The sequence below is a fragment of the Acidocella sp. MX-AZ03 genome (assembly GCF_027626035.1).
Lineage (GTDB): Bacteria > Pseudomonadota > Alphaproteobacteria > Acetobacterales > Acetobacteraceae > Acidocella > Acidocella facilis.
On record NZ_CP110774.1, the window covers coordinates 2,812,770 to 2,839,437 of the forward strand.

Annotated in this window: 23 protein-coding genes and 5 pseudogenes; 10 read left to right on the forward strand and 18 right to left on the reverse strand. The window is 63.7% G+C overall.

Annotated elements, in window-relative coordinates; genetic code table 11:
* The first annotated feature begins 172 nt into the window (after positions 1 to 172).
* On the forward strand, positions 173 to 1,018 hold the full coding sequence (locus tag GT370_RS15590) for an oxidoreductase (protein ID WP_008494773.1): 846 nt from the start codon (positions 173 to 175) through the stop codon (positions 1,016 to 1,018).
* Here the strand turns inward: GT370_RS15590 and GT370_RS15595 are convergent.
* The 6 genes and pseudogenes from GT370_RS15595 to GT370_RS15620 form a co-directional block, all read right to left on the reverse strand.
* Positions 1,003 to 2,193, reverse strand: a complete 1,191-nt coding sequence (locus tag GT370_RS15595; protein WP_008494774.1) for an acetate/propionate family kinase — start codon at positions 2,191 to 2,193, stop codon at positions 1,003 to 1,005. The two genes, GT370_RS15590 and GT370_RS15595, sit on opposite strands and share 16 nt — an antisense overlap.
* Positions 2,186 to 3,577, reverse strand: coding sequence for a bifunctional enoyl-CoA hydratase/phosphate acetyltransferase (locus tag GT370_RS15600; RefSeq protein ID WP_008494775.1), 1,392 nt, complete (start codon positions 3,575 to 3,577; stop codon positions 2,186 to 2,188). The genes GT370_RS15595 and GT370_RS15600 overlap by 8 nt, the downstream gene beginning before the upstream one ends.
* Positions 3,578 to 3,588: 11 nt before the next feature.
* On the reverse strand, positions 3,589 to 4,605 hold the full coding sequence (locus GT370_RS15605) for a PHA/PHB synthase family protein (RefSeq protein WP_442865547.1): 1,017 nt from the start codon (positions 4,603 to 4,605) through the stop codon (positions 3,589 to 3,591).
* Between the two features lie 6 nt (positions 4,606 to 4,611).
* Positions 4,612 to 5,369 (reverse strand): annotated as a pseudogene (locus GT370_RS15610) (poly-beta-hydroxybutyrate polymerase N-terminal domain-containing protein); the annotation flags it as partial.
* Positions 5,302 to 6,085: pseudogene (fabI, locus tag GT370_RS15615) on the reverse strand (enoyl-ACP reductase FabI). The pseudogenes fabI and GT370_RS15610, both read right to left, overlap by 68 nt.
* The gene (locus tag GT370_RS15620) at positions 6,082 to 6,372 is read right to left on the reverse strand and encodes a hypothetical protein (protein WP_008494779.1); all 291 of its coding nucleotides are present in this window, start codon (positions 6,370 to 6,372) and stop codon (positions 6,082 to 6,084) included. Before GT370_RS15620 ends, fabI begins: the two are co-directional and overlap by 4 nt.
* Positions 6,373 to 7,198: 826 nt before the next feature.
* On the opposite strand from GT370_RS15620, the pseudogene GT370_RS15625 reads away from it, so the two are divergent.
* Positions 7,199 to 8,598 (forward strand): annotated as a pseudogene (locus GT370_RS15625) (putative bifunctional diguanylate cyclase/phosphodiesterase).
* Positions 8,599 to 8,776: 178 nt separating this feature from the next.
* On the opposite strand, the gene GT370_RS15630 reads toward GT370_RS15625, so the two are convergent.
* From GT370_RS15630 to GT370_RS15650, 5 genes and pseudogenes are all read right to left on the reverse strand, one after another.
* The gene (locus tag GT370_RS15630) at positions 8,777 to 9,256 is read right to left on the reverse strand and encodes an acetate uptake transporter (RefSeq protein ID WP_270183349.1); all 480 of its coding nucleotides are present in this window, start codon (positions 9,254 to 9,256) and stop codon (positions 8,777 to 8,779) included.
* Positions 9,257 to 9,710: 454 nt separating this feature from the next.
* Positions 9,711 to 10,487 (reverse strand): SDR family oxidoreductase, encoded by a 777-nt coding sequence (locus tag GT370_RS15635; protein ID WP_008494782.1) that lies wholly within the window; start codon positions 10,485 to 10,487, stop codon positions 9,711 to 9,713.
* A pseudogene (gene hemA / locus GT370_RS15640) lies at positions 10,484 to 11,694 on the reverse strand (5-aminolevulinate synthase). The gene GT370_RS15635 and the pseudogene hemA overlap by 4 nt, the downstream one beginning before the upstream one ends.
* A gap of 170 nt (positions 11,695 to 11,864) precedes the next feature.
* A complete protein-coding gene (locus GT370_RS15645; RefSeq protein WP_008494785.1) occupies positions 11,865 to 12,296 on the reverse strand; it encodes a CBS domain-containing protein in 432 nt (143 codons plus the stop codon).
* A 47-nt stretch (positions 12,297 to 12,343) separates the two neighbouring features.
* The gene (locus GT370_RS15650; protein ID WP_039885451.1) at positions 12,344 to 14,122 is read right to left on the reverse strand and encodes a glucan ABC transporter ATP-binding protein/ permease; all 1,779 of its coding nucleotides are present in this window, start codon (positions 14,120 to 14,122) and stop codon (positions 12,344 to 12,346) included.
* A 128-nt stretch (positions 14,123 to 14,250) separates the two neighbouring features.
* Here GT370_RS15650 and GT370_RS15655 point away from each other — a divergent pair, with 128 nt between their 5' ends.
* Both GT370_RS15655 and feoB read left to right on the forward strand, forming a co-directional pair.
* Positions 14,251 to 14,559 carry a FeoA family protein gene (locus tag GT370_RS15655; protein WP_240376669.1) on the forward strand — a complete coding sequence of 103 codons (309 nt, stop codon included), beginning with the start codon at positions 14,251 to 14,253 and terminating at the stop codon, positions 14,557 to 14,559.
* A 14-nt stretch (positions 14,560 to 14,573) separates the two neighbouring features.
* Positions 14,574 to 16,487, forward strand: a complete 1,914-nt coding sequence (gene feoB, locus GT370_RS15660) for a ferrous iron transporter B (protein ID WP_008494788.1) — start codon at positions 14,574 to 14,576, stop codon at positions 16,485 to 16,487.
* Positions 16,488 to 16,612: 125 nt separating this feature from the next.
* On the opposite strand, the gene GT370_RS15665 is transcribed toward feoB, so the two are convergent.
* Entirely contained in the window at positions 16,613 to 17,296 is a 684-nt protein-coding gene (locus tag GT370_RS15665; RefSeq protein WP_008494789.1) for an alpha/beta fold hydrolase, read from the reverse strand.
* A 3-nt stretch (positions 17,297 to 17,299) separates the two neighbouring features.
* On the reverse strand, positions 17,300 to 18,088 hold the full coding sequence (locus GT370_RS15670; RefSeq protein WP_008494791.1) for a carbon-nitrogen hydrolase family protein: 789 nt from the start codon (positions 18,086 to 18,088) through the stop codon (positions 17,300 to 17,302).
* Positions 18,089 to 18,199: 111 nt separating this feature from the next.
* Here GT370_RS15670 and GT370_RS15675 point away from each other — a divergent pair.
* The 4 genes and pseudogenes from GT370_RS15675 to GT370_RS15690 all read left to right on the forward strand — a co-directional run bounded on the left by GT370_RS15675 (position 18,200) and on the right by GT370_RS15690 (position 21,109).
* Positions 18,200 to 18,851 (forward strand): annotated as a pseudogene (locus GT370_RS15675) (50S ribosomal protein L25/general stress protein Ctc).
* A gap of 19 nt (positions 18,852 to 18,870) precedes the next feature.
* Positions 18,871 to 19,449 (forward strand): aminoacyl-tRNA hydrolase, encoded by a 579-nt coding sequence (pth, locus tag GT370_RS15680; protein ID WP_039885365.1) that lies wholly within the window; start codon positions 18,871 to 18,873, stop codon positions 19,447 to 19,449.
* On the forward strand, positions 19,449 to 20,543 hold the full coding sequence (gene ychF, locus GT370_RS15685) for a redox-regulated ATPase YchF (protein ID WP_008494794.1): 1,095 nt from the start codon (positions 19,449 to 19,451) through the stop codon (positions 20,541 to 20,543). Before pth ends, ychF begins: the two co-directional genes overlap by 1 nt.
* A 68-nt stretch (positions 20,544 to 20,611) precedes the next feature.
* Positions 20,612 to 21,109: a TIGR00645 family protein gene (locus GT370_RS15690; protein WP_008494795.1), complete on the forward strand. Its 498-nt coding sequence runs from the start codon at positions 20,612 to 20,614 to the stop codon at positions 21,107 to 21,109.
* Between the two features lie 5 nt (positions 21,110 to 21,114).
* Here GT370_RS15690 and GT370_RS15695 read toward each other — a convergent pair whose 3' ends face one another.
* On the reverse strand, positions 21,115 to 21,846 hold the full coding sequence (locus tag GT370_RS15695; RefSeq protein WP_008494796.1) for an HNH endonuclease: 732 nt from the start codon (positions 21,844 to 21,846) through the stop codon (positions 21,115 to 21,117).
* A 99-nt stretch (positions 21,847 to 21,945) separates the two neighbouring features.
* Between GT370_RS15695 and GT370_RS15700 the strand changes: the two genes are divergently transcribed.
* Together GT370_RS15700 and GT370_RS15705 are read left to right on the forward strand one after the other, a co-directional pair.
* The gene (locus GT370_RS15700; protein ID WP_008494797.1) at positions 21,946 to 22,377 is read left to right on the forward strand and encodes a hypothetical protein; all 432 of its coding nucleotides are present in this window, start codon (positions 21,946 to 21,948) and stop codon (positions 22,375 to 22,377) included.
* Positions 22,378 to 22,577: 200 nt separating this feature from the next.
* Positions 22,578 to 22,787, forward strand: coding sequence for a cold-shock protein (locus tag GT370_RS15705; RefSeq protein WP_008494800.1), 210 nt, complete (start codon positions 22,578 to 22,580; stop codon positions 22,785 to 22,787).
* 42 nt (positions 22,788 to 22,829) lie between these two features.
* Here GT370_RS15705 and GT370_RS15710 read toward each other — a convergent pair whose 3' ends face one another.
* The 4 genes from GT370_RS15710 to GT370_RS15725 form a co-directional block, all read right to left on the reverse strand.
* Entirely contained in the window at positions 22,830 to 23,897 is a 1,068-nt protein-coding gene (locus tag GT370_RS15710) for a fatty acid desaturase (protein WP_270183350.1), read from the reverse strand.
* Positions 23,898 to 24,132: 235 nt separating this feature from the next.
* Positions 24,133 to 24,282 carry a hypothetical protein gene (locus GT370_RS15715; protein ID WP_270183351.1) on the reverse strand — a complete coding sequence of 50 codons (150 nt, stop codon included), beginning with the start codon at positions 24,280 to 24,282 and terminating at the stop codon, positions 24,133 to 24,135.
* Positions 24,282 to 26,075 (reverse strand): arginine decarboxylase, encoded by a 1,794-nt coding sequence (locus tag GT370_RS15720; protein ID WP_270183352.1) that lies wholly within the window; start codon positions 26,073 to 26,075, stop codon positions 24,282 to 24,284. The genes GT370_RS15715 and GT370_RS15720 overlap by 1 nt, the downstream gene beginning before the upstream one ends.
* The gene (locus GT370_RS15725) at positions 26,075 to 26,419 is read right to left on the reverse strand and encodes an Orn/Lys/Arg decarboxylase N-terminal domain-containing protein (protein WP_270183353.1); all 345 of its coding nucleotides are present in this window, start codon (positions 26,417 to 26,419) and stop codon (positions 26,075 to 26,077) included. The genes GT370_RS15720 and GT370_RS15725 overlap by 1 nt, the downstream gene beginning before the upstream one ends.
* Positions 26,420 to 26,668 lie beyond the last annotated feature (249 nt).

Here is a 26,668-nt window from a genome sequence, read left to right on the forward strand (position 1 = left end):
TCTGGGGTGGTCGCAACATCGTGCCACCGCCCCGAACGTTTGTGGGGACTTTTTGGAAAAAGTCCCCACACCCCCAAAAACTTCTGCAAATTTTAAGAAATATATAAGTCACCTCTGAAAATTCCGGCAACACGGTCTACATAAGCTGCCTTGTTTGCAAGGAGTGGATGCGATGAGCGACAGTCAAAACCCTGTTTGGTTCATTACCGGCTGTTCGACCGGCTTTGGCCGCGAGCTGGCCTTGCGGGTGCTGCGGCGCGGCTGGAATGTGGTGGTGACTGCGCGCAATGTCGCGCAGATTGCCGATATCGTTGAGAACAAGCCGAATGCGCTGGCGGTGAGACTGGATGTCACCGATCAGGGCGAGATCGACGCGGCGGTGAAGGCGGCGGTGGAAAAATTCGGGCGGATCGATGTGCTGGTGAATAATGCCGGCTATGGCTACCAAAGCTCCGCCGAGGAAGGCGAGGAGCATGAGATCCGCGCCATGTTCGATGCCAATGTGTTCGGGCTGTTCGCGCTCACCCGCGCGGTGCTGCCGGTGATGCGGGCGCGCAAGAGCGGGCATATTCTCAACATCACCTCGGTCGCCGGGCTGATCGGCTTTCCTGGTTCGGCCTATTATGCCGCCTCCAAACATGCGGTGGAAGGGTTCTCCGATGGGTTGCGCGCCGAGACGCAGGCGCTCGGCATTCAGGTGACGTGCGTCGAGCCGGGGCCGTTCCGGACCGATTGGGCCGGGCGCTCGCTGAAGCAGACGCCCAACAAGATCGCCGATTATGCCGAAACCGCCGGGGCGCGGCTGGAGGCGACCAGGGCGCGCAGCGGCAACCAGGCGGGGGATCCAATCCGGGCCAGCGATGTCATGATCGCGCTGACGCAGAGGCAGACGGCACCGCGCCATATCGTGCTCGGCGCCTTCGGCTATGACGCGGTGACGAAGAAGCTGGAAGAGCGTCTGGCGGAGATCAGCAGCCAGAAAGAAGACTCCTACAGCGCCGATTATCCGACCGGCTGAGCCAGGCTCAGCAGGCTCAGCGTGTGGCGCGCGATCATCAGCTCCTCATCGGTGGGGATGATCCGCACCTCGATCGCGCTCTCCGGCGTGCTGATGGCGGGCTCGTTCGCGTCATTGGCCTCCGGAGAAAGCTCCAGCCCCAGCCAGGAGAGATGCGCGCAGATGGCGGCGCGGATGGGGGCGGCGTGCTCGCCGATGCCGGCGGTGAAGATCAGCCCATCCAGCCCGCCAAGCGCCGCCACCAGCCCGGCGGCCTGCTTCGCCGCCTGGTAGGCGAAAACATCCAGCGCCAGTTTCGCGGCCGGCGAGCCATCGGCCAGCAGCAACCGGACATCGCCGGAAATGCCGGAGAGGCCGAGCAGGCCGGATTTCTTGTAGAGCAGATCGGTGAGGGTGGCTTCGTCCATGTTGTGGGATTGCATCAGATAGAGCAGCACCCCGGCATCGATGGCGCCAGTGCGCGTGCCCATCACCAGACCATCGAGCGCGGTGAAGCCCATGGTGGAATCGATGGAGTTGCCGTTTTTCACCGCGCACATCGAAGCGCCATTGCCAAGATGCGCGATGATGACACGGCTTTTCACCAGATGCGGGGCCTGGGTGGGCAGGCGGGAGACGATATATTCGTAAGAGAGGCCGTGAAACCCGTAGCGGCGCACGCCTTCTTTATGCAGCGCTTCCGGCAGGGCGAAGCGTGTCGCGACATCCGGCATGGTGTGATGGAAGGAGGTATCGAAACAGCCGATCTGTTTCAGCCCTGGGCGGAGATTGAACAGAGCCTGCACCCCGGCGCAATTATGCGGCTCGTGCAAAGGAGCGAGCTGGCTGAGTTTGGCGATCTCGGCGAGATGCGAAGGGTCGAGCAGCAACGGTGCGGTGAAGCTGGCGCCGCCATGGACGATGCGATGGCCGGCGGCGATGAGATTATCCGCGCCGAGATGGGCTTCCACCCAGTTCAGAACTTCATTGAGAAGATCTTCATGATCCAGCGGCGCGTGGTTTGGCCAGCGCCGCTCGAAGGCCAGGGTGCCGCCCGCCTTGATGCGCAGATGCGGGGCGGCGCCGATATTCTCGGCCTCGCCCTCGGCGATGCGGGTCAGCCCATCGCGCAATTCGAACAAAGCGAATTTGATGCTGGAGGAACCGGCATTGATGGTGAGGATCGCGTCAGCCATGATGGGAAGCCAGCATCACCGCGATGGCGCAGGAGGCGAGGCGGGCGCGTTCCGTATCCGCCCGGCTGGTGAGGATGATCGGCACGCTGGCGCCCAGAACGATCCCCGCCGCATCCGCGTTGGCGAGAAAGCTCAGCTGTTTGGCCAGCATGTTGCCGGATTCGATATCCGGCACCAGCAGAATATCCGCCTGGCCGGCGACCGGGGAGATGATGTGTTTCTGCGCGGCGGCGTCGGCGCTGATCGCGTTATCAAAAGCCAGGGGACCGTCGATGATGGCACCCGTGATCTGGCCGCGATCGGCCATCTTGCAAAGCGCGGCGGCATCCAACGTGGCCTGCATATGCGGGTTGATGGTTTCCACCGCGGCCAGGATGGCGGCGCGCGGTTCCTCGATGCCCAGGGCCTTGGCGAGATCGATGGCGTTTTGCAGAATGTCGCGTTTTTCCTCAAGATTTGGGCAGAGATTGATCGCGGCATCGGTGATCAGCAGCGGTTTCGGGTAGGCGGGCACGTCCATGACATAGACATGGCTGAGCCGGCTGCCATTGCGCAGGCCGGTCTCGGGCTTCATCACCTCGTGCAGAAGTTCATCACTATGCAAGGCACCTTTCATCAGCGCGCCGGCTTCGCCGGATTTCGCCAAAGCGACGGCGCGGCTGGCGGCCTGCGCGCTGGTTGCCGCCTCCTCGATGCGGAAGGCTGCAATATCGATGTTATATTCAGCGGCTTTGGCCTGGATGAGCGCGGCCGGGCCGACCAGGATGGGGGTGATGAGGCCGCGCTGTGCAGCCTCCGCGGCGGCCTGCAAGGAGGTTTCATCGCAGGGCCAGGCGATGGCGGTGGCGAGTTTTTCGCCGGAGGTGGCCTTGGCCAGCAGCATGCGCAGAAACTCATGCCGCAGCAGCCGCACTTCCGGCAAGGCGATGGCGGGGCGGCTGACCTTTTCCGTCGGCGCCTGCACGGTGGCGGTGCCGCTCAGCACCTCCTTGCCGTCCTGGTTGCGGCAATGGCAATCCAGAATGACGCGGTGTTTTTCCGGTTGCAGATCGGTGATCGTCAGCGTCGCGGTGATGCTGTCGCCAGGGGAGACCGGGGCGCGGAATTTCAGCTCCTGGCCGAGATAGATGGTGCCGGGGCCGGGGAGTTTGGTGCCGAGCACGGCGGAGATCAGCCCGGCGGTGAGCACGCCCTGGGCGATGATATGGTGGAAAAGGTCGGACGCGGCATAGTCCTTGTCCAGATGCGCGGGGTTCACATCGCCGGAGATGACGGAGAAGAGGGCGATATCGTCCATCGTCACAGTGCGGGTGAGGCTGGCGCTATCGCCCAGCGCCAGCTCGGCGAAGATGCGGTTTTCCAGCAGCTCGGTCTGCATATCCATTGTGATATCCTTCAGCGTTGGAAAATATAGGTGCCGGGGGCGGACTCTTTCGCGGGGTAGCCAGCGTTGCCCAGCTGCGGCGGGTTGGTGGGGGCGCCGGAGCGTGCGGCGAGCCAGCCGGCCCAGTCCGGCCACCAGGACCCTTCCTGGCAATAAGCGTGGCTCTGCCATTCATCCGGCGGCACGTAGAGATCCCCCGGCTTGCGCTCCAGCTTGCAGAAATGCCGGTGCGGATGGCCCGGCTCGCTCACCACCCCGGCATTATGGCCGCCGGAGGTGAGCACGAAGGTGAAATCATTCGGGTTGAGCTGCTGCAGTTTATAGACCGAGCGCCAGGGGGCGATATGGTCGGTCTCGGTGCCGATGACGAAGAACGGCGCCTTGATGTCGGCCAGCGAGATCTTGCGCCCGCCGGCCTCGAAGCGGCCCTCGGCGAGGTCGTTATTCAGGAACAGCTTGCGCAGATATTCCGAATGCATGCGGTAGGGCATGCGGGTGGCATCCATGTTCCAGGACATCAGATCATTCGGATGGTCCTGCTCGCCGAGATAATAGCGGCGGATCATCTGCGACCAGACCAGGTCGTTGGCGCGCAGCATCTGGAAGGCGCCGGCCATTTGCGGGGCGTCCAGATAGCCTTGCGCCCACATCACGTCATCCAGGAAGTGCAGCTGGGATTCGTTGATGAAAAGCTGCAGCTCGCCGGCTTCGGTGAAATCCGTCTGCGCGGCGAGCAGGGTGAGGGAGGCGAGCCGCTCATCGCCATCGCGCGCCATGGCGGCGGCGGTGATGGAAAGCAGCGTGCCGCCCAGGCAATAGCCGGCGGCGTGGATTTTCTCACCATTGCAGATGGCGGAGACGGCGTCGATGGCGGCCATGGTGCCCAGGCGGCGGTAATCATCCAGCGACACATCGCGCATCGAGGCGTCCGGGTTGCGCCAGGAGATGCAGAACACGGTGAAGCCCTGGGAGAGCAGATATTTCACCATCGAATTCTGCGGCGAGAGGTCGAGGATGTAATATTTCATGATCCAGGCGGGGACGATGAGGATAGGCTCCGGGCGCACGGTCTGCGTCTCCGGGGCATATTGGATCAGCTCCAGCAATTCATTGCGCAGCACCACCCGGCCAGGGGTGAGCGCGACGTCATGGCCGGGGCGCATCGGCAGGGGCTGGGTTTTGCTGGTGCCGGCGGCGCGCAGATCCTCGATCAGGTTTTTCGCGCCCTGGCGCAGGCTCTCGCCCTGGCTTTCCTGGGCGCGCTTGAGCACTTCCGGGTTGGTGAGGGAAAGTTGGAGGGGGCGAGCACGTCCAGCACCTGGCGGGCGGCGAAATTGACGATACGCTCATTCTCATGGCTGACGCCGTCGATATCGGTGGTAGCCGCCTGCCAGAAGCGCTCGCCGCGCAGGAAGGCCTGGACGGCGAAGGCCGCCGGGCCCTGGGCCCAGCTCGGGTCGCGGAAGCGGTGATCCTGCGGCTCGGGCGTCACCGGCTCGTAGGACAGGCCCAGCGCCTGGTGGGTGAGGGCCTGGGCGTCGTTCGCGGCCTGGCGGGCGAGCTGCAGCTGCCGGCCGGGCTGGTCGGCGAGATGCAGCGCCCAATCCGCCCAGGCCAGGGCCAAAGCGGCGAGGGAGAGGCCGCCAGTGAGCCGCGCCTGGGCGGCGTGCAAGGCGCGGTCGAGATCCGCTTGGGGGTGGGGTGGTTCGGACATGAGAGGCTTCCTAATTCCCGATGAGATGTTCACCGCCATCGATGGGCAGGATGAGGCCGGTGAGCATGCGCGCCGCATCGCAGACCAGGAAGGCGGCGAGCGCCCCGCAATCCTCGATGCTGGCGAGCCGCCGTTCCGGCGACAGGCGGGCGGCATTGTCCAGCAGCTCGGAGAAATGCTCGATGCCGCTGGCGGCACGGGTGGCGATGGGGCCGGGCGAGATGGCGTTGACCCGGATGGCCTTGCCCCCAACTCGGCGGCGGCGTAGCGCACGGCGCTCTCCAGCGCCGCCTTCACCGGGCCCATCAGCCCGTAATGCGGGATGACGCGCTCGGAGCCCTGATAGGTGACCGCGAGCAGCGTGCCGCCTTGCGGCATCAAGGGCTCGGCCAGCCTGGCGGCGCGCAGGAAGGAGTGGCAGGAAATATCCATCGCCTGGGCGAAGCCGGCGGCGGAGCTGTCCACCACACGGCCGTGCAGATCCTGCGCCGGGGCGAAGGCGATGGCGTGCAGCAGAAAATCCAGCCCGCCCCATTGGCCTTCACCGCCTCGAACACCGCCTCCAGCGCGCCGGGCACCTGCACGTCGCAGGGCAACAGCAGCTCACAGGGCAGGGTGGAGGTGACGGCTTCGACGAAGGGCTTGGCCTTGTCGTTGAGATAGGTGGCGGCCAGCACCGCGCCCTCCTGCGCGAAGGCCTGGGCGCAGCCGGTGGCGATGCTGTGCTGGTTGGCGATGCCAAGAATGAGCCCGCGCTTTCCGGCAAGCCGTCCCGGAGCGGCGGGGGGCGTCATGGGGCGGAAACATCCGGCCGGTGCGCGGCCTTGCTGGGGCGCTCGGCCCGGGCTTGCGGCCCGTCCTCGGCATCACGCGCGGCTTTGGTATCCAGCCAAGCGGAAAGCAGGGTGGCGTTGGCGCGCAGGATGGTCTGGCCATAGGCGATCTGCGCCTGGGTCAGGCTTTGCATGCGCTCGGCCATGTCCGTGAACATGGCGCCGCCATAAGGGAGCTTCGCGGCGGCGAGAAACTCCTTGGAGATGCCGAGAACGTTGAACGGGTCGTTTTGGGTCTTGTCCGACATAACACAGTCTCCTGGGTCAGGATCAATGCCCGGAATCAGCCATCTTTCGAGGTCTGGCGCATTGACCTTTATCAAGCCTCTGACGTGACATTTTTGCTGCATACCGAAACAGGGATGGAAAATCGCGCGGCATCAGCGCGTTAACGGCGGATAAATATTCGACTCCGGAATATACATTTTGTTTACAAAATTCGGGTCTGCTGGCGGCATGAGCAGATTTTTTTCCAGGGGCCGGGAAACCATGCGCAAGCTGTTATGGGCGTCGCGTTTCATGCATTGGCTGCGCGACCTGATGGCCCTGCCGGAGGATGATCCTGCCCTGGCGGCAACGCAGCTTGCGGCGCTGTCGCAGTATGTGCCCGCATTCTATTTGGTGTTGATCTTCAACCTGACCAGCCTGGCAATCACGCATATGCGTGTGGCGCCGCCATTGCTGGGGCGGGCGATCCCGCTGCTGCTGCTAATAACGGCGACGATCCGCCTGGCGCTGTGGCTGCATCGGCGCCGGCACCTGACCCCGCGCGAGGACGCGGTGCGCAAGCTGCGCGCGGCGCGGCGCAGCGGGGTGGTGCTGGGGAGCTGTGCCGGCGGCTGGGCGCTGCTGCTGCTGCCCTATGGCGATGTCTATCAGCGTTTGCAGGTGGAGATTACGGTGGCGCTGACGCTGCTCACCTGTTTCATCTGCCTGATCAGCCTGCGCAGTGCGGCGATCCTGCTGGGGTTGATCGTCGGCGTGCCTTATGCGCTGGTGTTTCTCTCGGCGCCGCAAACGCCGGTGCGGCTGAGCGGCGCCGGGACGGTTCTGGTGCTGTTTGTCACCCTGCAGATGCTGCTGCGCAATGCGGCGGATTTCGTCGCCCTCAGCCATTCGGAGCGGGAATTGCAACGCCGCCAGCGCGAGACGCAGCTTCTTTCGGACGAGAATTCGCGTCTGGCCTATCTGGACTCGCTCACCGGGCTGCCCAACCGGCGGCGGTTTTTCGCCGAGCTGGAGCAGGCGCTGAGCGATGCCGCACAAGGCGGACGATGCCTCGCAGTGGCGCTGATGGATCTGGACCGATTCAAAGGCATCAACGACATGCATGGCCACGCCGCCGGAGACAGGTTGCTCTCACAGGTCGGCGCGCGGCTGCGGCGTCTGGTGGGGGAGGGGATTTTCATCGCCAGGCTGGGTGGGGATGAGTTTGGGGTGATTTTGCGCGATTGCCAGGGCGGTGCGGCGGTGCGGCAATTCGCCGCCGATGTGCGGCATGTGCTGGAAGCGCCGTGCATCGTCGGGGACCGGCTGGCGACCATTTCCAGCTCGCTGGGGGTGGCGATCTATCCGGATGCCGGCGGCACCGCCGAGGAGTTGTTCGAGCGCGCGGACTACGCGCTGTATCACGGCAAGCAGACGGAAAAAGGCGGGATGGTGCTGTTCTCCCGGGAGCATGAAACACGCATCCGCGCCGAGGCCCGGCTGGAGCAGGCATTTCGCCATTCCGATATGGAATCTGAATTATGGGTGGCGTTCCAGCCGATTGTGGATGTCGCCCAGCGCAAGGTGGTGGCGTTCGAGGCGCTAGCGCGCTGGCAAAGCCCGGAGCTGGGGCTGGTGAGCCCGGGCCTGTTCGTGCCATTGGCCGAACGCTCCCAGCTGGTTTGCCCGATGACGGCGGTGCTGTTGCAAAAAGCCCTGGCGGCGGCGAGGGAGTGGCCGGAACATGTCAGTCTGAACTTCAATCTTTCGCCGTATAATTTCACCTCGGTGGAGACGATGAGCAGGCTCCGCACGCTGGTGACGGGGAGCGGGCTGGCGCCGTCGCGGATCGAGTTCGAGGTGACGGAATCCGCCTTGCTGGATGATTTCGAGCATGCGCAATCCTGTTTGCGGGAATTGCGGGCGCTGGGGCGCGGATTGCGCTGGATGATTTCGGCACCGGCTTTTCCAGCCTCAGCCATGTCAGCCGGTTGCAGCTGGATAAGATCAAGATCGACCGCAGCTTCGTGATCGATGTTCATTCCAGCGCCACCTCTGCCAATATCGTCAAGACGATCATTTCGCTGTGCGATAATCTGCGGCTGGATTGCGTGGTGGAAGGGGTGGAGACGCTGGAGCAGCTGCACACCATCGCGGCGCTGGGCGGCCATTTCATTCAAGGCTTTCTGATTTCGCGGCCGGTGCCGGCGGAGGCGGTGGCGGGGCTGATCGCGGGGTTTGAAGCCGCAGCCCCCCATGCGGCCTGACGCGGCAAGGCGGAGGCTGAGAGCAATATGTGTTTAGGTTGGCACGCCAGCGTCAAGATAAACACATATTGCTCTAACAAACAGCAAGAGCCTGTCCCGCGCGCCAAGCCGGCGGGCGCAAAAAACCCAGACGCTTGCGGCGCCTGGGTCAGTGAGGGGTTAGCTTATTGTTGGTAAATTATTCGGCGGCGGCGTGGCTCAGGCGCGGGCCGGGCACGCCGATCGGCAGCACGGTATGGCCATGCGCCTCGTTGATGATCTCAGCAGCGCCGAGATAGAAGGCCAGGATCGCGGTGATCAGCCCGCCATAGCCGCCCAGTGTGCCCAGGGCGGGGATGCCCAGCAGATCCTTGAAGCCGAGCAGCAGGAAGGTGACGGACAAGGCCGCGAAGATCAGGAACAGGGTGCGGTTCAGCGCGAAGGTGCCGACCCACATCGCGATGGTGAAAACGCCCCAGACCAGCAGATACCAGCCGACAGCGACAGCCGGCACGCCCTTGGCGAAGAATTCCACGAACAGCGCGAAGCTCCACCAGAAGGCGCCGTAGGAGCAGAACGCAACGAAGCCGAAGCTGTTGCCTTTCACCATCTCCATCAGCCCGGCGCAGAATTGCGCGGTGCCGCCGAAAGCGATGGCCATGGCCAGCACCAGCGGCACGGCGGTGGCGGCATGAAGCCGGAATTGATTAGACAGAGAAGCCAGGTGGTCAGGGCAAAGCCGAACAGCCCGAGGGGGCGGGGTTTGCGAGCTTCATATTCTTTATTCCTCCAGAAGAGTTGCGCTTTTTGGTCGTCTTTTTGTCATTTTGTTTTATTTCCGGGCCGTTATTCGGCCTCTGATATGTAGCTTATTGCATATTTTTCATGGTCACGGAAGAACTCTGATGCATCAAGCCTTTAGCTGGACGCGCTCATTTTTGTTTTGGCCAGCAATTCCATGTGTTTATTTTGACGCCGCCGCGTCGGCCTCAACCTATATCGCTCTCGTGCTTGTCTCGTTTTGGAGCGTTTTGTTCCGGCCCTCCTGCGCATCCGATGGGTGGCTGAAACCGCATCGGGCGCCTTCTGGGTCGTCGCCGGGAGGGATCACTGAAACCAGGCCGCTTTGGCCCTCAGATGACCGGGTTCTGGACCCCGTCCATCGGCAGCACGGCGCCGTTGACGTAGCTGGAGAGCGGCGAGGCGAGGAACAGCACCGCATTGGCGATCTCTTCCGGCTTGGCCATCCGCCCGGCGCGGATTTTCGCCACCGTCTCGGTCAAAGCCTCGTCCATGGAGATGTTGCGGCTACGCGCGGTGGCTTGCAGCCCTTCCTGCACGCGGCCGGTATCCGTCAGCCCGGGATTGATGCCGTTGATGCGCACGCCGGAATCGGCGTAGGCGGCGGCGAGGCCGGCCGTGGCCAGCATCAAGGCCGCATTCGCCGCGCCGCCGGCGATATGCTCGGGGGCCGCCACCTTGCCGCCGACGCCGATGATGTTGACGATGGCACCATGCCCGCGCGCGGCCATGCGCTTGATCGCGGGGTCGACCAGATTGATGGTGGAGAAATATTTCGCGTCCATCGCGGCGCGGTAGGCGTCTGGGGTGAGGTCCGGCGGCGGGTTGCGCCGCGCGGCGCCGGCGCTGTTCACCAGCACCTCCAGGGCCCCAAGCGCGGCCTCGGTCTTGTCCAGCAGTGCCAGCGCCGCATCCGCATCCGAGAGATTGGCGGCGAAGCCGATGGCACCCGGAAGCGCCGCCAGCGCGGCGTCGATATTGGTCTGATCGCGCGAGGCGATGGCCACCCTTGCCCCTTGCGCCAGAAACGCCTTGGCGCAGGCCAGGCCGATGCCCTTGGAGCCGCCAGTGACGAGAACCGGCTTGCCCGTCAGCCCGAGATCGATCACGCCGCCACCTTGGCCGGCAGCACTATCTGCTGCAGGGCCGCCACCAGGTCATCCATCATCGCATCCGTGTGTTTCGGGCCGGGGGTGAAGCGCAGACGCTCGGTGCCGCGCGCCACGGTGGGATAGTTGATCGGCGTGGCATACATGCCGAATTCCCGGATCAGCCGCATCGAGACTTCGGTGGCCTTGGCGGCGTCGCCGATCATCAGCGGCACGATATGGGAGTTGCTCTCCATCACCGGCAGGCCAGCCGCCTTGAACTTCGCCTTCAGCGTCTCCGCGCGGTCGAACAGCAAAGCCCGGCGCTCATCATCCTCTTTCAGGATGCGGATGGAGGTCAGCGCCGCGGCGACGGTCGGCGGCGGCAGAGCGGTGGTGAAGATGAACCCGGCCGCGACCGAGCGTATATAATCCAGCACCTTGAAATCGCCGGTGATATAGCCGCCATGGCAGCCATAGCCCTTGGCCAGCGTGCCTTCGATGATAGTGATGCGGTTGGCGACACCATCGCGCTCGGAAACGCCGCCGCCATGCGCGCCATACATGCCCACCGCATGCACCTCGTCCAGATAGGTGAGGGCGTTGTACTTGTCCGCGAGGTCGCAGATTTCCTTCATCGGGGCGATGTCGCCATCCATGGAATAGACGCTCTCGAAGACGATCAGCTTCGGCGCCTCGGCCGGGCGGCGGCCAGCAGCCGCTCCAGATCCGCAAGATCATTATGCTTGAACACATGCACCGTGGCGGTCTTGCCGCCCTTGATGCCGACGATCATGGAATTATGGTTCTGCGCGTCCGAGAACACATGCCAATCCGGCAGGGAATTCAAAATCGCCGTCAGCGTCGCCTGGTTGGAGACATAGCCGGAGGTAAACAGTAGGGCGGCATCCTTGCCGTGCAGATCGGCCAGCTCCTCCTCAAGGGCGACATGCAGCGGCGAGGAGCCGGCGATGTTGCGGGTCCCGCCGGCCCCCGCACCGTAGCGCTGGGCGGCGGCGGAGGCGGCCTCGATCACCCGTGGGTCGGTGCCCATGGCGAGGTAATCATTGGTGGACCAGACCAGGATATCCCGCGTCTGGCCTTCCATGGTGACGGAATAATAGGGGAAGCGGTCAGCCAGCTTCTCCAGCGCCACGAAACGGCGATAGCGCCCCTGGGCCGAGATGTCGGCCAGCGCCTCGTCGCATTTGGTAAGAAATTTATGCATCTCGACCCGCGTTCGTGAAAATCCTGGGCGAAAAAAGCGCCCGCCAGCCGCCCAAGTCAATGACGCAAATCAACCGGGCAGCTTTGTGCGAAGCACAGTTGTTGGTCTTTGTGCGAAGCACAATTGTTCTTGTTTGTACGGCGCACAAGCTCGCCCGGTTTACAGCGCCGCTAAACCCGCCCGGCGACGTAGGTGCGCAAACTGTCCACCTCGTGCTGGCTCTGGTCGATCCGGGCCTTCACCACGTCGCCAATGCTCACCAGCCCGGTGAGGCGGCCATTTTCCAGGATCGGCAGATGGCGGAAATGCCCGTTGGTCATCATCTCCATCGCCTGCTCGACGGTGGTTTCCGGGGTGCCGGTGGTGATCTTGCGGGTCATCAGCGCGCCGGCGGTCATCGAGAGTGTGCCAGCGGCGCGGGTGGCCAGGGTGCGGACCACGTCGCGCTCGCTGAGAATGCCGATCAGCTCGCCATTTTCCACCACCAGCACGGCGCCGATGACTTTCTCCGCCAGGATGCTGACGACACCGCTGACCGGCAGATCCGCCGGAACCGAAACGAAACCGGGGGGCTTGTTCTTCAAGATCGCACTTACGAGCATTTTATTCCTCCGTTTTCAGCAAGTATGGGGCAAAGCCGCGGCAAGGTTCAATTATTATTTGAGTTGGTCTCAGACATTTCAGGTGTAAGCTGTGTTTCGACCAGATGCGCGAAGACGCCGCGCTGCGCCAGCAAATGCTGGAACGTCCCGCGTTCGACGATCCGCCCGGCCGCGAACACCAAAATCTCATCCGCATCGCGGATGGTAGAGAGGCGATGCGCGACGACAAAGCTCGTCCGCCCTTGCATCAGCTGCCGCAAGGCCCTGGAAACGCTGGCCTCGGTGGCGGCATCCAGCGCCGAAGTGGCTTCATCCAGAATCAGGATTGGCGGGTTTTTCAAAATCGCCCGGGCAATCGCCAGGCGCTGTTTTTGTCCGCCAGAAAGGTTAACACCGCGTTCGCCGATCAGGGTTTCAAAACCCTCCGGCTGCGCCTCGATGAAATTTAACGCCTCGGCCATTTCGCAGGCGCGGTGGATGTCTGCCGGTGTCGCGTCCGGGCGGCCGATGAGCAGATTCTCGCGGATGGAGCGGTTGAACAGCATGGCGTCCTGAAACACCACACCGATGGCGCCGCGCAGCGAGTCCAGCGTGACAGCCCGCAGATCCTGGCCGTCGATGCTGATGGCGCCGGCGCTCGGATCCCAATAGCGTTGCAGCAGCGCCATGGTGGTGGATTTGCCGGCCCCGGTGGCGCCGACCAGGGCGGTGACGCTGCCGGGGCGGGCGGTGAAATCCAGATCCTCGACGATCGGCACCGCGCTTTGATAGCCGAAGCTGACATGCTCGAACCGCACCGCGCCGGCGCGCAGCGCCAAAGCTTTGGCCCCCGGCGCCTCGGGCAGCAGGCTGGGCGCGTCCAGCACGGTGAAGAATTCCGCCAGGGTGGGCATTTGCAGGAACAGCCGGGAGATGAAGCCCATCGCCCCGGTCAGCCGCCCGACCAGCAGCATGGCAAAGCCCATGAAGGTGACGATGGCGCCGACACTCGCCTGGCCGCGCAGATGCAACAGCGTGCCCAGCATGAAGATGACGATGATGGTGATGGTGCTGGCCGCCGAGGTGACGACGCTGAGCAGCGCCCACCAGTTCAGCACCGGGATCTGCCGGTTCAGCACCGCCTCGCTGGTGCGGCGGAACTGGGTGGTCTCGGCGGTGAGGCGGGTGAAGGCCTGCACCACCAGCACATTCGCCAGCGTATCCTGCGCGGTGCCGGCGAGGTTGGACTGGTGGCGCTCGACCTGGCGCTGGGCGGTTTCCGTGCGGGTGATCACGAAGGCGGTGAGGGCGCAAAACAGCACCACCAGCAGGATCAGCGCCAGCGCCAGCCGCCAGTTCAGCACCAGAGTGAGCGGCAGCAGCAGCAGAATGGCGAGTGCCGTGGCCAGATGCTCCTTGAAGAAGGTCAGCCACATCCAGAACAGAGCGTCGGCGCCGGAGAGCATGATTTTCATCAGCTGGCCGGAATGGCGGCGGGTATGGAAGGCGGGCGGCATTGAGAGCACATGCTGGTAAAACCGGCTCATCGCCAGCAGCCGGTTGCGATGCGCCAGCCGCTCGGCCTGCACGGCGAGCACGATGCTGGCGCCGATGCTGGCCAGCCCGACCATCGCCCAAAGCCCGAGCAGCCTCACCGCCCCTCGCACCACCGCGGCCCGCGCCTGCGCATCGGCCCCGGTGAGCAGATTGATGACCCGGCCGAACAGCACTGGCTCGGCGAACTGAAAGCCCATCACCGCCAGATTGGCCAGGACCAGGAACCAGGCGATGGCGCGGTCCTGCCGGAGCAGGCCGAGCACGCGGGCATAGAGGGCGAAAAATTTCATCCTGGCCAGCCTGAAGGGCAAATGGGGCTGGCGCATGGCGGGGATGACTCGGCGCCTTGATTCAAATCATTGTTTTTGACATTCATTCGCATTAAGTCTGGGCTTCAAACCTCTGCTGGGGATATCAAGTGCTGCGCCAGACCCATTTAGGCTCGTCCGATGCTGGAACCACCCCGCGTGACATGACGCTGGGGCAGGCGAAGCCCGGCTTCAAAGGCAATATTCTCGCGGTGGACCCGATCGGCGTGCAGGGCAGCCTGCCGGAAGAGGAGCTGGAGCGCCGGCTGCTGGAGATGGGGCTGGTGGAGGGGGCCGAGATCGAGGTGCTGCACCAGGGGCTGATCCGGCGCGACCCGATCGCGGTGCGGATCAATGGCCGCGCCACCTTCGCGCTGCGCCGGCGGGAAGCCAGCGCGGTGCTGGTGGTGCCCGCCTGAACCGGATTTAACAGATGAGCCATTGCGCCGAGGCCCCGGAAAACGGCGCCGTTTTGCTTGCCGACAATACCGCGCGGATCGCGCTGATCGGCAACCCCAATTGCGGCAAGACCGCGCTTTTCAACGCCTTGACCGGCAGCCGCCAGCATGTGGCGAATTATCCAGGGGTCACGGTTGAGCGCAAGGCCGGCAATTTCACCACGCCGGGCGGGCGCGCCATCCGGGTGCTGGATCTGCCCGGCACCTACTCCTTGCGCGCCCGCAGCCCGGATGAGGTGATCGCCCGTGACGTCGTGCTGGGCCGGGTGGCCAGCGAGGCGCTGCCGGAATTTCTGCTCTGCGTGGCGGATGCGACGGATCTGCGGCTCTCGCTGCGGCTGGCGCTGGAGCTGAAAGCGCTCGGCGCGCCGATGGCGCTGGTGCTGAACATGGCGGATATCGCCAAGAATCGCGGCATCGTCATCGATACTGAAAAGCTGGCGGGGATGCTGGGCATGCCGGTCATCGCCTCGGTGGCGGTGCGCAAGGCCGGCATCCGCGAGCTGCTGGCCTTCCTGGATGAGCGTGTGGCGCTGGGGCTGCCGGCGCCCAAGCCCGTGCCCGCCTGGGAAGCGCCGGACCGCCACGCCATGCGCGACCTGCAACGCCAGGCGGATGCGTTGATCGCCGCCTGCGTGACGATGCCGGCGCAGACCTACAGCACCACGGCGCGCATCGATAAGGTGCTGCTGCACCCCATCGCCGGGCTGGTGGTGCTGTTCGCCATCCTGTTCGTGATGTTCCAGGCGGTGTTCACCTGGGCGCAGGCGCCGATGGACGCGATTTCCAACCTGTTCGATTGGCTGGGCGTGCTGGCCGGGCATGTGCTGCCCGCCGGGCCGTTGCTCTCCTTCCTGCGCGATGGCGTGTTGAACGGCGTCGGCTCCGTGGTGGTGTTCCTGCCGCAGATTTTGATCCTGTTCTTCTTCATTCTGGTGCTGGAGGATTTCGGCTATATGGCCCGCGCCGCCTTCCTGATGGACAGGATCATGGGCGGGGCCGGGCTGCATGGGCGGGCCTTCATTCCGCTGCTCTCCAGCTTCGCCTGCGCCATTCCCGGCATCATGGCCACCCGGGTGATCGATGGCCGGCGGGACCGGCTGGCGACGATCCTGGTGGCGCCTTTGATGACCTGCTCGGCGCGGATTCCGGTCTATACGCTGATCATCGGCGCCTTCATTCCGGACAGGCATGTGCTGGGCATCCAGCTGCAGGGGCTGGTGATGTTCGGGCTCTATGCGGTCGGCATTGTCGCGGCTTTGGGTGTGTCCTTCATCATGAAGCGCCTGGTCTGGCGCAAGGCGCAGCATGACCCGTTCCTGCTGCAGCTGCCGGATTACAAGATGCCGAGCCCGCGCAGTGTCGCCATCGGCCTCTGGCAGCGCGCGAAGGCGTTTCTGAAGCGCGCCGGCACGACGATTTTCTCGATGATGATCGTGATCTGGGCGCTCTGCTCGCTGCCGCTGGCCCCGAAAGGCGCCACCCAGCCCGCCATCGATTACAGCGCCGCCGCCTGGATCGGCCATGTGCTGGCGCCGATCTTCCAGCCGATCGGTTTCAACTGGCAGATCAATGTCGCGCTGATCCCCGGCATGGCGGCGCGCGAGGTGGCGGTGGCCGCCCTCGGTACGGTCTATTCCATCTCCGCCTCGGCGGATAATCCGGGGCATCTGGGCGGGGTGCTGGCGGCGCATTGGAGCATCGCGACCGCGCTGGCGCTGCTGGCCTGGTACGTGTTCTCGCCGCAATGCGCCTCCACCCTGGCGACCATCCGCCGCGAGACCGGCGGCTGGCAATGGGCGGCTTTGGTGTTCGCCTATATGCTGGCGCTGGCCTACGGGGCGGCGTTCGTGACCTATCAGCTGGCTTGTCTGGCCGGGCTTGGGTAGGCAAGTCATGGGGGACTTTTTGGAAAAAGTCCCCCACCCCTCCGGCGCCTTTCCAACGCTGCTGCGCAGCATTGGAACCTTTGGCGCCTCCGCCCCCCAAAAACTTTTGCTCCTTACCTCGGGGGTTAGGCGCGTTCTAGCGCATTGGCTAAAGCTTTGGGTGTTGAGAGGAAGGGGGAGTGGTCGGCTTGCAGGGTCAGGACCGTTTCGCACGGCAGCGCCGCCTGCATCGCCCGCTGCAAGGCCAGAGGCAAAATCCTGTCCTCGGTGCATTCTATATAGGCGCGGGGCAGGTCCGGCGTGGCGGTGAGGGATGCCGAGAAACTCCCCATCGGCTCCGGCCGCAGCCGCGCGGCGGCACGGGCCACCAGCTCCGGCGGGGCGAGATTGTAAAACCGGGGCACCACCGCCTCAGCTGCTACCGCCAGGCAGCGCCCGCGTGCCGGGCGTAGATAATCCGGCGCGCCACCGGCTTCCTTCATGGCCATGGCGCTCTGCATGCTCCCGCCCGGCGGCAGCAGAAAGCCGGTGAGATAGACCAGCTTGCGGACCGCCTGGGGGGCGATTGCGCCGGCTTCCGAAATCACCAGCCCGCCCCGGCTATGGCCGACCAGCAGCACCGGCTCCGGCGCCGCCAGCGCCAGATCCGCCACTTGCCGCGCCCAGAGCGGCAGCGGGTTGACCCCCGTCGGGACCTGCACGAGATCCGGCGCGATCACCTGATGCCCGGCCGCTTCCAGCAGCGGGGTCAGCGCCTCCCAGCACCAGGCGCCATGCCAGGCGCCGGGTACCAGCAGAAACACAGCCATGGTTCAGCCCGCGATCGGCCCGTACAGCCCCGGCCGGCGGTCGGTGAAGAACGGGTCCGCCTGCCGCACCGCCTGATGATGCGCCGGGTCGATCTCGGCGAAAATCATCTCCTCACCCGTCCCCGCCATCGCCAGCACCGCCCCGTTCGGCCCGCAGATGGAGGAGAGCCCGATATAGCCCAGCCCGTTCTCCTCACCCGAATGGTTGGCATAAGCCAGATAGACCTGGTTCTCATAAGCCCGCGCCGGGATCACATGCCGCGCCACCTGCTCGTAAGGCTCCATCTGCGCGGTGGGGACCAGCAGCAGATCCACCCCGGCCAGGGCCAGAGTGCGCGCCGGTTCGGGGAATTCGATATCGTAGCAGATCAGCAGCCCGAGTTTCAGCCCGCCCAGCTCGGCCACCGGGAAATCCTGGCCGCGCTGCTTGAACATGTCCCGGTCGAGATCGCCGAACAGATGCGTCTTGCGGTAATTCAGCAAAATCCGCCCATCCGGGCCGATCAGCACGGCGGCATTCGCCACCTGGCCCGCCACCAGCTCCGGATAGCCGAAGACCAGCGCGATGTTCAGATCCGCCGCCGCCGCCTGCGCCGGGGCCAGGCCGGATTGCGGGATGGCCAGCGCCAGCGCCGCCTGCGGGCCGATATTATAGCCGGAGAGATACATTTCCGGCAGGATGAGCAAATCTGCCCCCTGCGCCTTGGCCGAGGCCGCCTGCGCGCGCAGATGCGCGAAGCCGGCTTCGAGGTCGTTGACGCATCCGGGGCCCTGATACAGCGCGATTTTCATGCATGACAGCGTAGCACCGGCGCGCAAATGTTGAAAATCCTGGAAAAACCCGATAAACCCCGCCCGCCGGCACCCCTGGAGGCCGGCTTTTGTTGTTTTATGGAGCTGAAAATGGCTGATTTTGAACTGATTGAAGCCTCTGCTCGTTCGCGTGCCGGCAAGGGGTGGCGCGGGCGACGAGGCGTGAGGGCAAGGTGCCCGCCGTGATTTATGGTGCCCGCCAGGAGCCGAGCCTGATCGCGCTCGACCCGCGCACCGTGATGAAGGAGCTGAAGCGTGGCGGCTGGCGCTCGCGCCTGTACGAGATCGACGTGGCCGGGACCAAGACCCGCGCGCTGATGCGTGATGTCTCCTTCCACCCGGTCACCGACCAGCCCGAGCATGTGGATTTCCAGCGCCTCGTCGCCGGTGAGCCGGTGAAGGTGGCCGTGGCCGTGCACTTCCTCAACGAAGCGACCTCGCCGGGCCTGAAGCGCGGCGGCGTGCTGAACGTTGTGCGCCACAAGGTGGAAGTGGTGGTGGACGCCGACCACATCCCGAGAAGTTCGAGATCGATCTCGGCAAGCTGGACATCAACGACAATGTGCGTTGGCACGATCTGCAGGGCGCTGAGAACTGCAAGCCGGTGATCACCGGCCGCGACTTCGTCATCGCCACCATCGCCCCGCCGCTGGTGAGCGCCGAGCAGCTGGCTGCCGAGGCCGCTGCCGCCGCCGCTGCCGCCGCTGCCAAGGGCGGCGCCAAGAAGGGCGGCAAGAAGTAAGACGTAAAGTTACCGCGCCATGCTGCTTTGGGTTGGTCTAGGAAACCCGGAACCGGGCATGGCGCGGCAACGCCATAATATCGGCTTCATGGCGGTGGACGCGATTGCCTCCCGCTATGGCTTCTCCCCCTGGCGCGCCCGTTTCAAGGGCATGACCGCCGAGGGGCGCATCGGCACGCAGAAGATTTTGCTGCTGAAGCCGATGACCTACATGAACCTGTCCGGCGAGGCGGTGCAGGAGGCATCCTCCTTCTACAAGATCGCCGCCGCGGACATCACGGCCTTCCATGACGAGCTGGATCTGGAGCCTGGGAAAATCCGGGTGAAGAAAGGCGGCGGCAATGCCGGCCATAACGGGCTGCGCAGCATGGATAAGCATCTCTCCACCCCGGATTACTGGCGGGTGCGTCTGGGCATCGGCCATCCTGGCGATAAAGCCCGGGTGACCGGCCATGTGCTCGGGGATTTTTCAAAACAGGATCAAGCCTGGCTCGGCCCGGTGCTGGACGGCGTGGCGGATCATGCCGCGTTGCTGGCCGAGGGCAAGCCAGAGGATTTCATGACGCGCCTGGCGCTGGTCAACGGAGTGCAGAAATAATGGGTTTCAATTGCGGGATCGTGGGCCTGCCGAATGTCGGCAAGTCCACGCTGTTCAATGCGCTGACCGCGACGGTGGCCGCCCAGGCGGCGAATTATCCGTTCTGCACCATCGAGCCGAATGTCGGCCGGGTGGCGGTGCCGGATAAGCGGATGGGCGCCCTTGCCGAGATCGGCAAGAGCCAGAAGCAGGTGCCGACCAGCCTGGAATTCGTGGATATTGCCGGGCTGGTGCGCGGCGCCTCCAAGGGCGAGGGGCTGGGCAACCAGTTCCTGGCGAATATCCGCGAGGTGGATGCCATCGTGCATGTGCTGCGCTGCTTCGAGGATGACGACATCACCCATGTCGAAGGCTCGATTGACCCGGTGCGCGACGCCGAGACGGTGGAAACCGAGCTGATGCTGGCGGACCTTGAGAGCCTGACCAAGCGCGTGCCGCTGCTGCAGAAAAAGGCCAAGAGCAACGACAAGGCGGCCGCCGCCGAGCTGGAGCTGATCGAGCCGCTGATCAAGCTGCTGGAAGAGGGCAAGCCGGTCCGCACGGCCATCCCCAAGGGCGAGGAGGAGGCGGTGAAGCGGCTCAACCTGCTCACCTCCAAGCCGGTTCTGTATGTGTGCAATGTCGAGGAAGCCGCGGCCGCCACCGGCAATGCCCAATCCGCCCGGGTGGCGGAGATGGCCAAGGCGCAGGGGGCGGCGCATGTGATCATCTCGGCCGCGATCGAGGCCGAGGTGAGCCAGCTGCCGGATGAGGACCGGGCCGGCTTCCTGGCGGATCTGGGGCTGGAGGATAGCGGGCTGGACCGCATCATCCGCGCCGGCTACCAGCTGCTCGGGCTGATCACCTATTTCACCGTCGGGCCGAAGGAAACCCGGGCCTGGACGATCATCAAGGGCACCAAGGCGCCGGGTGCGGCCGGGGTGATCCATGGCGATTTCGAGCGCGGCTTCATCGCCGCCGAGACCATCGCCTATGACGATTACGTCGCCAACAAGGGCGAGGCCGGGGCGCGGGATACCGGCAAGCTGCGGGTCGAGGGCAAGGAATATGTCGTCAAGGATGGCGACGTGATGCTGTTCCGCTTCAACGTGTAAGCCGGGCAGGCTAGGATAAAGGGGCGCCCCGGCGACGGGAGCGCCCCTTTTTTGTTCCAGGAGCCAGCATGTCCCCCACGCGCATCATCGAAGCCATATTGTTCGGCGGGCGCTGGCTGATCGTGCCGGTCTATCTGGCGATGCTGGTGCTGCTCGGCATCATCGTGGTGTATTTCATCGGCGAGCTGGCGCATGCGCTGCCGACCATCGCCAGTATCACCGAAAACCAGCTGCTGATCTTCAGCCTCTCGCTGATCGACCTCTCACTCACCGCCAATCTCGTCGTGCTGGTGATCCTCTCCGGCTACGAGAATTTCGTGCGCAAGGTAGCGTTTGATGAGAGCGACCCACGGCCGGAATGGATGTCGAAGATCGATTTCTCCGGGCTGAAGCTGAAACTTCTGGCTTCGATGACGGTGATCGGTGCCGTGCATCTGCTGCGCAGTTTTCTGGATGTCGGCAATGAGAGCGACCGGAATTTGTTCTGGCAGTTGGTGATCGTGCTGGCCTTCGGGCTGCTGTCCCTGGTTTTGGCGCTGACGGACCGGGTGGAGCATAAGGAGTAGAAACCCTAAGGTAACTCACGCCACTCCCTATATTTTTCAAGAAATTTCTGTCGATGACTATCAAGGTAAGCTTGCGTTTTGTCCAAACGAGTAATTGAGTTACCCCCATATAGTCCGAGTTTCGCAAGCGTATCGGCAGATAGATCAGACCGCGCCCAAATTTTCCCCTCAGTGCTGAAAGTTATAATGTGTTTGTCAAAAAGCGCATCGATTGAGGCGGTAAGCAAGATGCCGTTACTAGGGTCGAGCCTCTCCTTATCATTAGATAGGCTCCAGCTTTTAATGTGCGATGCCCGCAACGCTTCCGTAACGCCACATCCAGTAACCGCGCATTTTCCATGCCAAATTTCGAGCAACGCGGAGCGGAAGGTACCTTGACCTAAGCGCGCATTTATAAGTGCAGTTTTAGTTGTCGGTAATTGGTTTGATTCAGCGATATCGTTGATGTCTTGAATTAAATTCGACGAGTTTGATAAATCTGTTTCAAGATGCTCCTTGAGAAGAATCTGAAATCCCCGTTTTTGTAACGGATCATTTGTTGGCCAACCTCCACCTTGATTTGGCGTAGGATCGCCAGCACATCGAGATGCTAAGTGCAGAACGGCTTTTGGCGGGTAACGGCGACCATTTTCAGGATTAATAACATCCCATTTCGTCGATTGTCGAAAACCGTCAGGGATTCCGTTTTCATCAATATGACGAAACGCTTCTCGAACATGTTCTGCGCCGAAAATCATTACTCTCCCTTTGCAGCGTGATGGGTTTTTGAAATAGCAAATTAGAGAAATTAAAAACAATAATTTACAAATCTCATATTGTTTCGGACGTAATCAAGCATGAATCGTTTCACAATCCTGTTTTTGCCTTTTCTCCTCGCCAGCCCAGCCTTCGCCGCACCGGCTCACTGGTCCGGCCTCGCTAAATTTGCCCGCACTTACCCGGCGGCGGGGCTGATGAAATCAGGGGTCGTGCGCGAAGAGCTGGCCGTTTTGCTGAGCCCGGCGCAGCGCGCACAGCTTGTGGCGATGGCCGTGTCGCCGCCGGTTTCGAAAATCGGCGGGGATTTAATGGCACAATTCTGTATGCCCCATGATTGCGGCAGCGAAAGTGCGGTTCTGGTCATCGACCCGGGGGCGGCAAAACTATGGGTCGGATTTTACGAGACGGATGGCAAGCGCGTGCAAATGGAGTGGATCGGCACGGACGACCCTGCCGCCCTGCCGCCGGATATCCAGGCCAGCCTGGCCAAGATCCATAACCCGTTCTGACCCCTCCAACCAAGCCGCGCATAGACGCCATTGCAGCCCGGATTTGCGCTTTTCCCCAATAGGCCCTAGTCGTATCAAACCGGTCTTGCCGCATGCCCTGGAACATTGACAATGTAACAGGGCCGTGGGGGAGCGGGTGGCTTTCGTGGCAGAGTATGTTCCCTGCCAGAGACAAGCCAAGAATGAATTAGGAATTTCTTATGGCGATCGGCACTGTTAAATTTTTCAACGAAACCAAGGGCTACGGCTTCATCAGCCCGGAGACCGGCGGCCCGGATGTGTTCGTGCACATCTCCGCTGTGGAGCGCGCTGGCATGCGCAGCCTGAATGAAGGCCAGAAGGTCAAATTCGAGCAGGTGCAGGATCGCCGCAGCGGCAAGACCGCTGCTGACAACCTGGAAGCGGCGTAAGCCGAATAGCCGGCAAGCTCGCTTTCCGGCTATTTCAGAGCCTCAAGCTTTCAGCTTGAGGCTTTTTTTGTCTTGATGCGCAATATCGCGCGCGTCAGGCCGGGAATGGCACCATGCGGTTGCCGGCCTCATCCCATAGCGTGAAGCTGGGGCGCGCAGGGCGTCGCGCAGCGTCAGGATGGTCACGTCCCGCGTCACGTCCGGGCAGCCATCATGGCAATCCTGCAGCCGGTAATTCGGAATGCCGGGGCGCAGATGGTGAATGTGATGCAGCCCGATATTCCCCGAAAACCATTGCAGCCAGGCCGGCAGCTTCAGATATGAGGCGCCATGCAGTGCCGCTTGCGTCGGGCACCAATCGGCCTGGCGGGCCCATTGTGACTCCTCGAAGCGATGCTGCACCGAGAACAGCCAGATGCCGATGATCGCCGCCAGGATGATGGCGGGCAGATGCACCAGCAGCACCGCCTTGAGGCCAAACGCCATAATCAGCCCGCCATAAAGCAGCACGAGCCCCAGATCGAGCAGATAGACGCTGCGCCGCTCCCGGCGCTGGGCGCGGGGGGTGTCGAAGGGCAGGCGGTAGAGCAGCAGGAAAATCACCGGCGGCAGCAGCACATGGATCAGCAGCGGGTGGTGGCTCAGCTGGTAGAGGCGTTTGCCCCAGCCGGACATCGCCTGATATTCCGCCAGCGTCGCGCAATCCGAGAAGAAATCCGCCGGGATGCCGCGCCCATCCAGATTGTTCCAGCTCTGGTGATGCCGCGCATGCAGCCGGCGCCAATAGGAAAACGGCGTGAAGGTGACCAGGCTGCACAGCGATCCGAAGGCGATGTTGAGGCGCTTGGAGCCGAAAAACGAGCCATGCCCGCAATCATGCTGGAACATGAACAGCCGCACGATCAAGCCGCTGGCGGGCAGGGATAAAGCCAATGTCAGCCAGAGCGAGACATGCAGGCTGGCATACATGGCGGCGATACAGAGCAGATAGAGCCCGAAGGTGGAGCCGGCCTGAAACGCGGCCCGGCGGGTGCACGCCGCCTGATAGGCCCGCAAAAGCCCGAGCGGCAGCGCGCCGGCGGATGATGGGCTGCTGAATTCTGTCGACAAAAAAAGGCCTCCCGGGTTTTGATTTATGCCTCTCACCTTATCACAATCGATCGGGCGGAAACCAAATCATTCATGTCCTGTCCGGCCCTGGGGCCGGGACTGGCTTGGGCCCCGTGCCCCGGGCAGACAAGCCGGGTTACGTGAACCTGCCGTGACACGCGCTCCATTTATGTTTTGGCGCGCAATTTGATGGGTTTATCGTGACGCTGGCGCGTCAAGCTAAACCCATAATGCCCTAATAGCGCAGCGCCCGATACCCGCCCTCCGCCGGTTCCACCCCGTGCGTATCGTGCCCGAAGCCGGGAAATTGCCGGTCGAAGCGCTCCACCGCCGCCAGATAGCGCAGCACCGGCCCATCCAGCGTGCCGAAAGTCTCGCCCGGCATCAGCAGAGGAATGCCCGGCGGGTAGGGTACGATGGCGGTGGCGGCGACCCCCCGGCCAAAGCGGCCAGCCCCGCCATGCCGCCTTCGCCGCGGATCAGCCGGTCATGCGCTTCCGCCGGGATCATCTCCGGCAGCGGCAGCGCGTTATAGGCTTCCTGCAGTTTTTCCGGATAGCCGGTCTCGCCCATCGCCTTGAACATCGCCTGGCCCAGCTCTTTCAGCCCCAGCGCGCCATAGGCGGCCGGGTGCGCGGCGCAGAGGGCGGGCAGGGCGCGGGTGAGCGGGGTGTTGGCGTCGTAATCGCGTTTGAAATCCAAGAGCGCGCTCACCAGCGAGCCCCATTTGCCCTTGGTCACGCCGATGGAGAACAGGAACAGGATGGAGAAATGCGCGGTCTTTTCCGGGGTGATGCCGTGTTCCGCGAGATAATGTGCCAGCAGCGGGGCGGGGATGCCTTGCGCCTCCAGCTTGCCGTCCCGCCCCATGCCCGGCGTGGTCAGCGTCACCTTGATCGGGTCGAGCAGGCAATAGCCTGGCTCCAGCCCGGCAAAGCCGTGCCAGTCCGCCCCCGGCTCCAGCGCCCAGCAGGCCTGGCTGCTGGCGAGAAGCTGCGGCGGCGCATCGGCGAAGGGGATGCGCAGCGCCCCGTCGCGCACGAAATCCGGCTGCCAGACGCCGAAGAACCAGTCGCCTTTTTCCAGAAAACCCGCCTGCAGCCGCGCCACGGTCTGCCGGAAGGCGACCGCCTCGGCGATCGCTTCCGAGGTCAGCAGCTGCCCGCCGGCACCATCCATCATCGCCGAGCTGATATCGGTGGAGGCGATGATGGCGTAGTTGGGCGAGGTGGAGGCGTGCATCATCAGCGATTCATTGAACCGCACCGCCTCGATCGGCACCCGCCCCTCGCGCAGATGCACCATCGAGGCCTGGGAGAGGGCCGCCAGCAGCTTATGGGTGGATTGGGTGGCGAAGATGGTGGGGCCGGCGGGGTCGCGCCCCGCCGGGTCGCCGCGCATGGCGTAGTGGTTTTCGTAAAGCGGGTTGAAACGGGCATGGCCGAACCAGGCTTCGTCGAACAAAATCCGGTCCACCGAGGGGCTGAGCAATTCCTCAACCCGTGCGGCATTGTAGCACAGCCCGTCATAGGTGGAGTTGGTGACGATGGCCAAGGCCGGCCGCGCGTCCTGGCCGGCGGTCAGGCGCGAGCTGGCGAGGTTATGCGCGATCGCCTCCCTGGTCAGCGACGCCGGCGGGATCGGCCCGATCATGCCCAGATGGTTGCGGTAGGGCAGCAGATAGGCCGGCCTTGCCCCGGTGAGTGCTAGCCCATGCTCGATGGATTTATGCGCGTTGCGATCCGCCAGCACGGTTTCGCCGCGCGCCACCGAGGCGGTGAACACCACCCGGTTGGCGGTGGAGGTGCCGTTGGTGACGAAATAGGAGCGCTGCGCCCCGAACACATAGGCGGCGTAGCGCTCGGCATCGCCGATCGGCCCGGTATGGTCGAGCAGCGAGCCCAGCGCCGCCACCGAGATCGAAAGATCCGCCCGCAGCAGCTTCTCGCCGAAATAATCATGGAACATCCGCCCGGCGGGGGAGCGCAGAAAGGCGGAGCCGCCAGTATGGCCGGGTGTGTGCCAGGAATATTCCGCCTCGTCGGCGAATTTCGCCAGCGCCCCGAACATTGGCGGCAGCAATGCCAGCCGGTAGCGGCGCACCGCTTCCAGGATCCGGGTGCTGACGAATTCCATCGAATCCTCCAGCAGCCAGATGAAACCATCCGCCTCGCGCATCACCTCGGCCGGGACGTGGGGGCGGCCTCGCGCGTCGCCAGCAGAAACACCGGCAGCTTGGCGTTGCGGGCGCGTAGCGCATCCAGCACCTCGCGCGCCTGGGTGTGGCTCGGGTCCTGGTGCAGATCCCAGTCCAGCAGCAGCGCCTGCAGATGCGGGTCCGCCTCGATCGCCTCATGCGCCGCGGCGGTGGAGAGGGCGATGACCGGGCTCAGCTCATGCGCGGTCAGATCCTCCTGCAGCGCGCGGGCGGCCCGGCCAGGGGATGAGGCCTCATGCAGCCGGTCGCAGACCAGCAGCACATTGCGGCCGATGCGTTTGCCTGTCTGTTCCGTCCTCGCCATGATGCTCCCTTTTGCGGCTTTCGGGATTGGATGGCGTTTGCGCGCCGCTGTCCAGCCCTATGCCGGCACTATGGAAGCTAGAGCAACATCCGATCAAACGGACTCGTTTGATCGGATAAAGTTGCTCGCTCAAACAAAAAACTAGAGCGTGTTCCGTGCACCAACGTGAACGGAATACGCTCTATGTTTCACCCGCCTGGCGGTGGATATGGCACGCCACGCCGCCGGCTGATCGGGATGCCCCCAAAA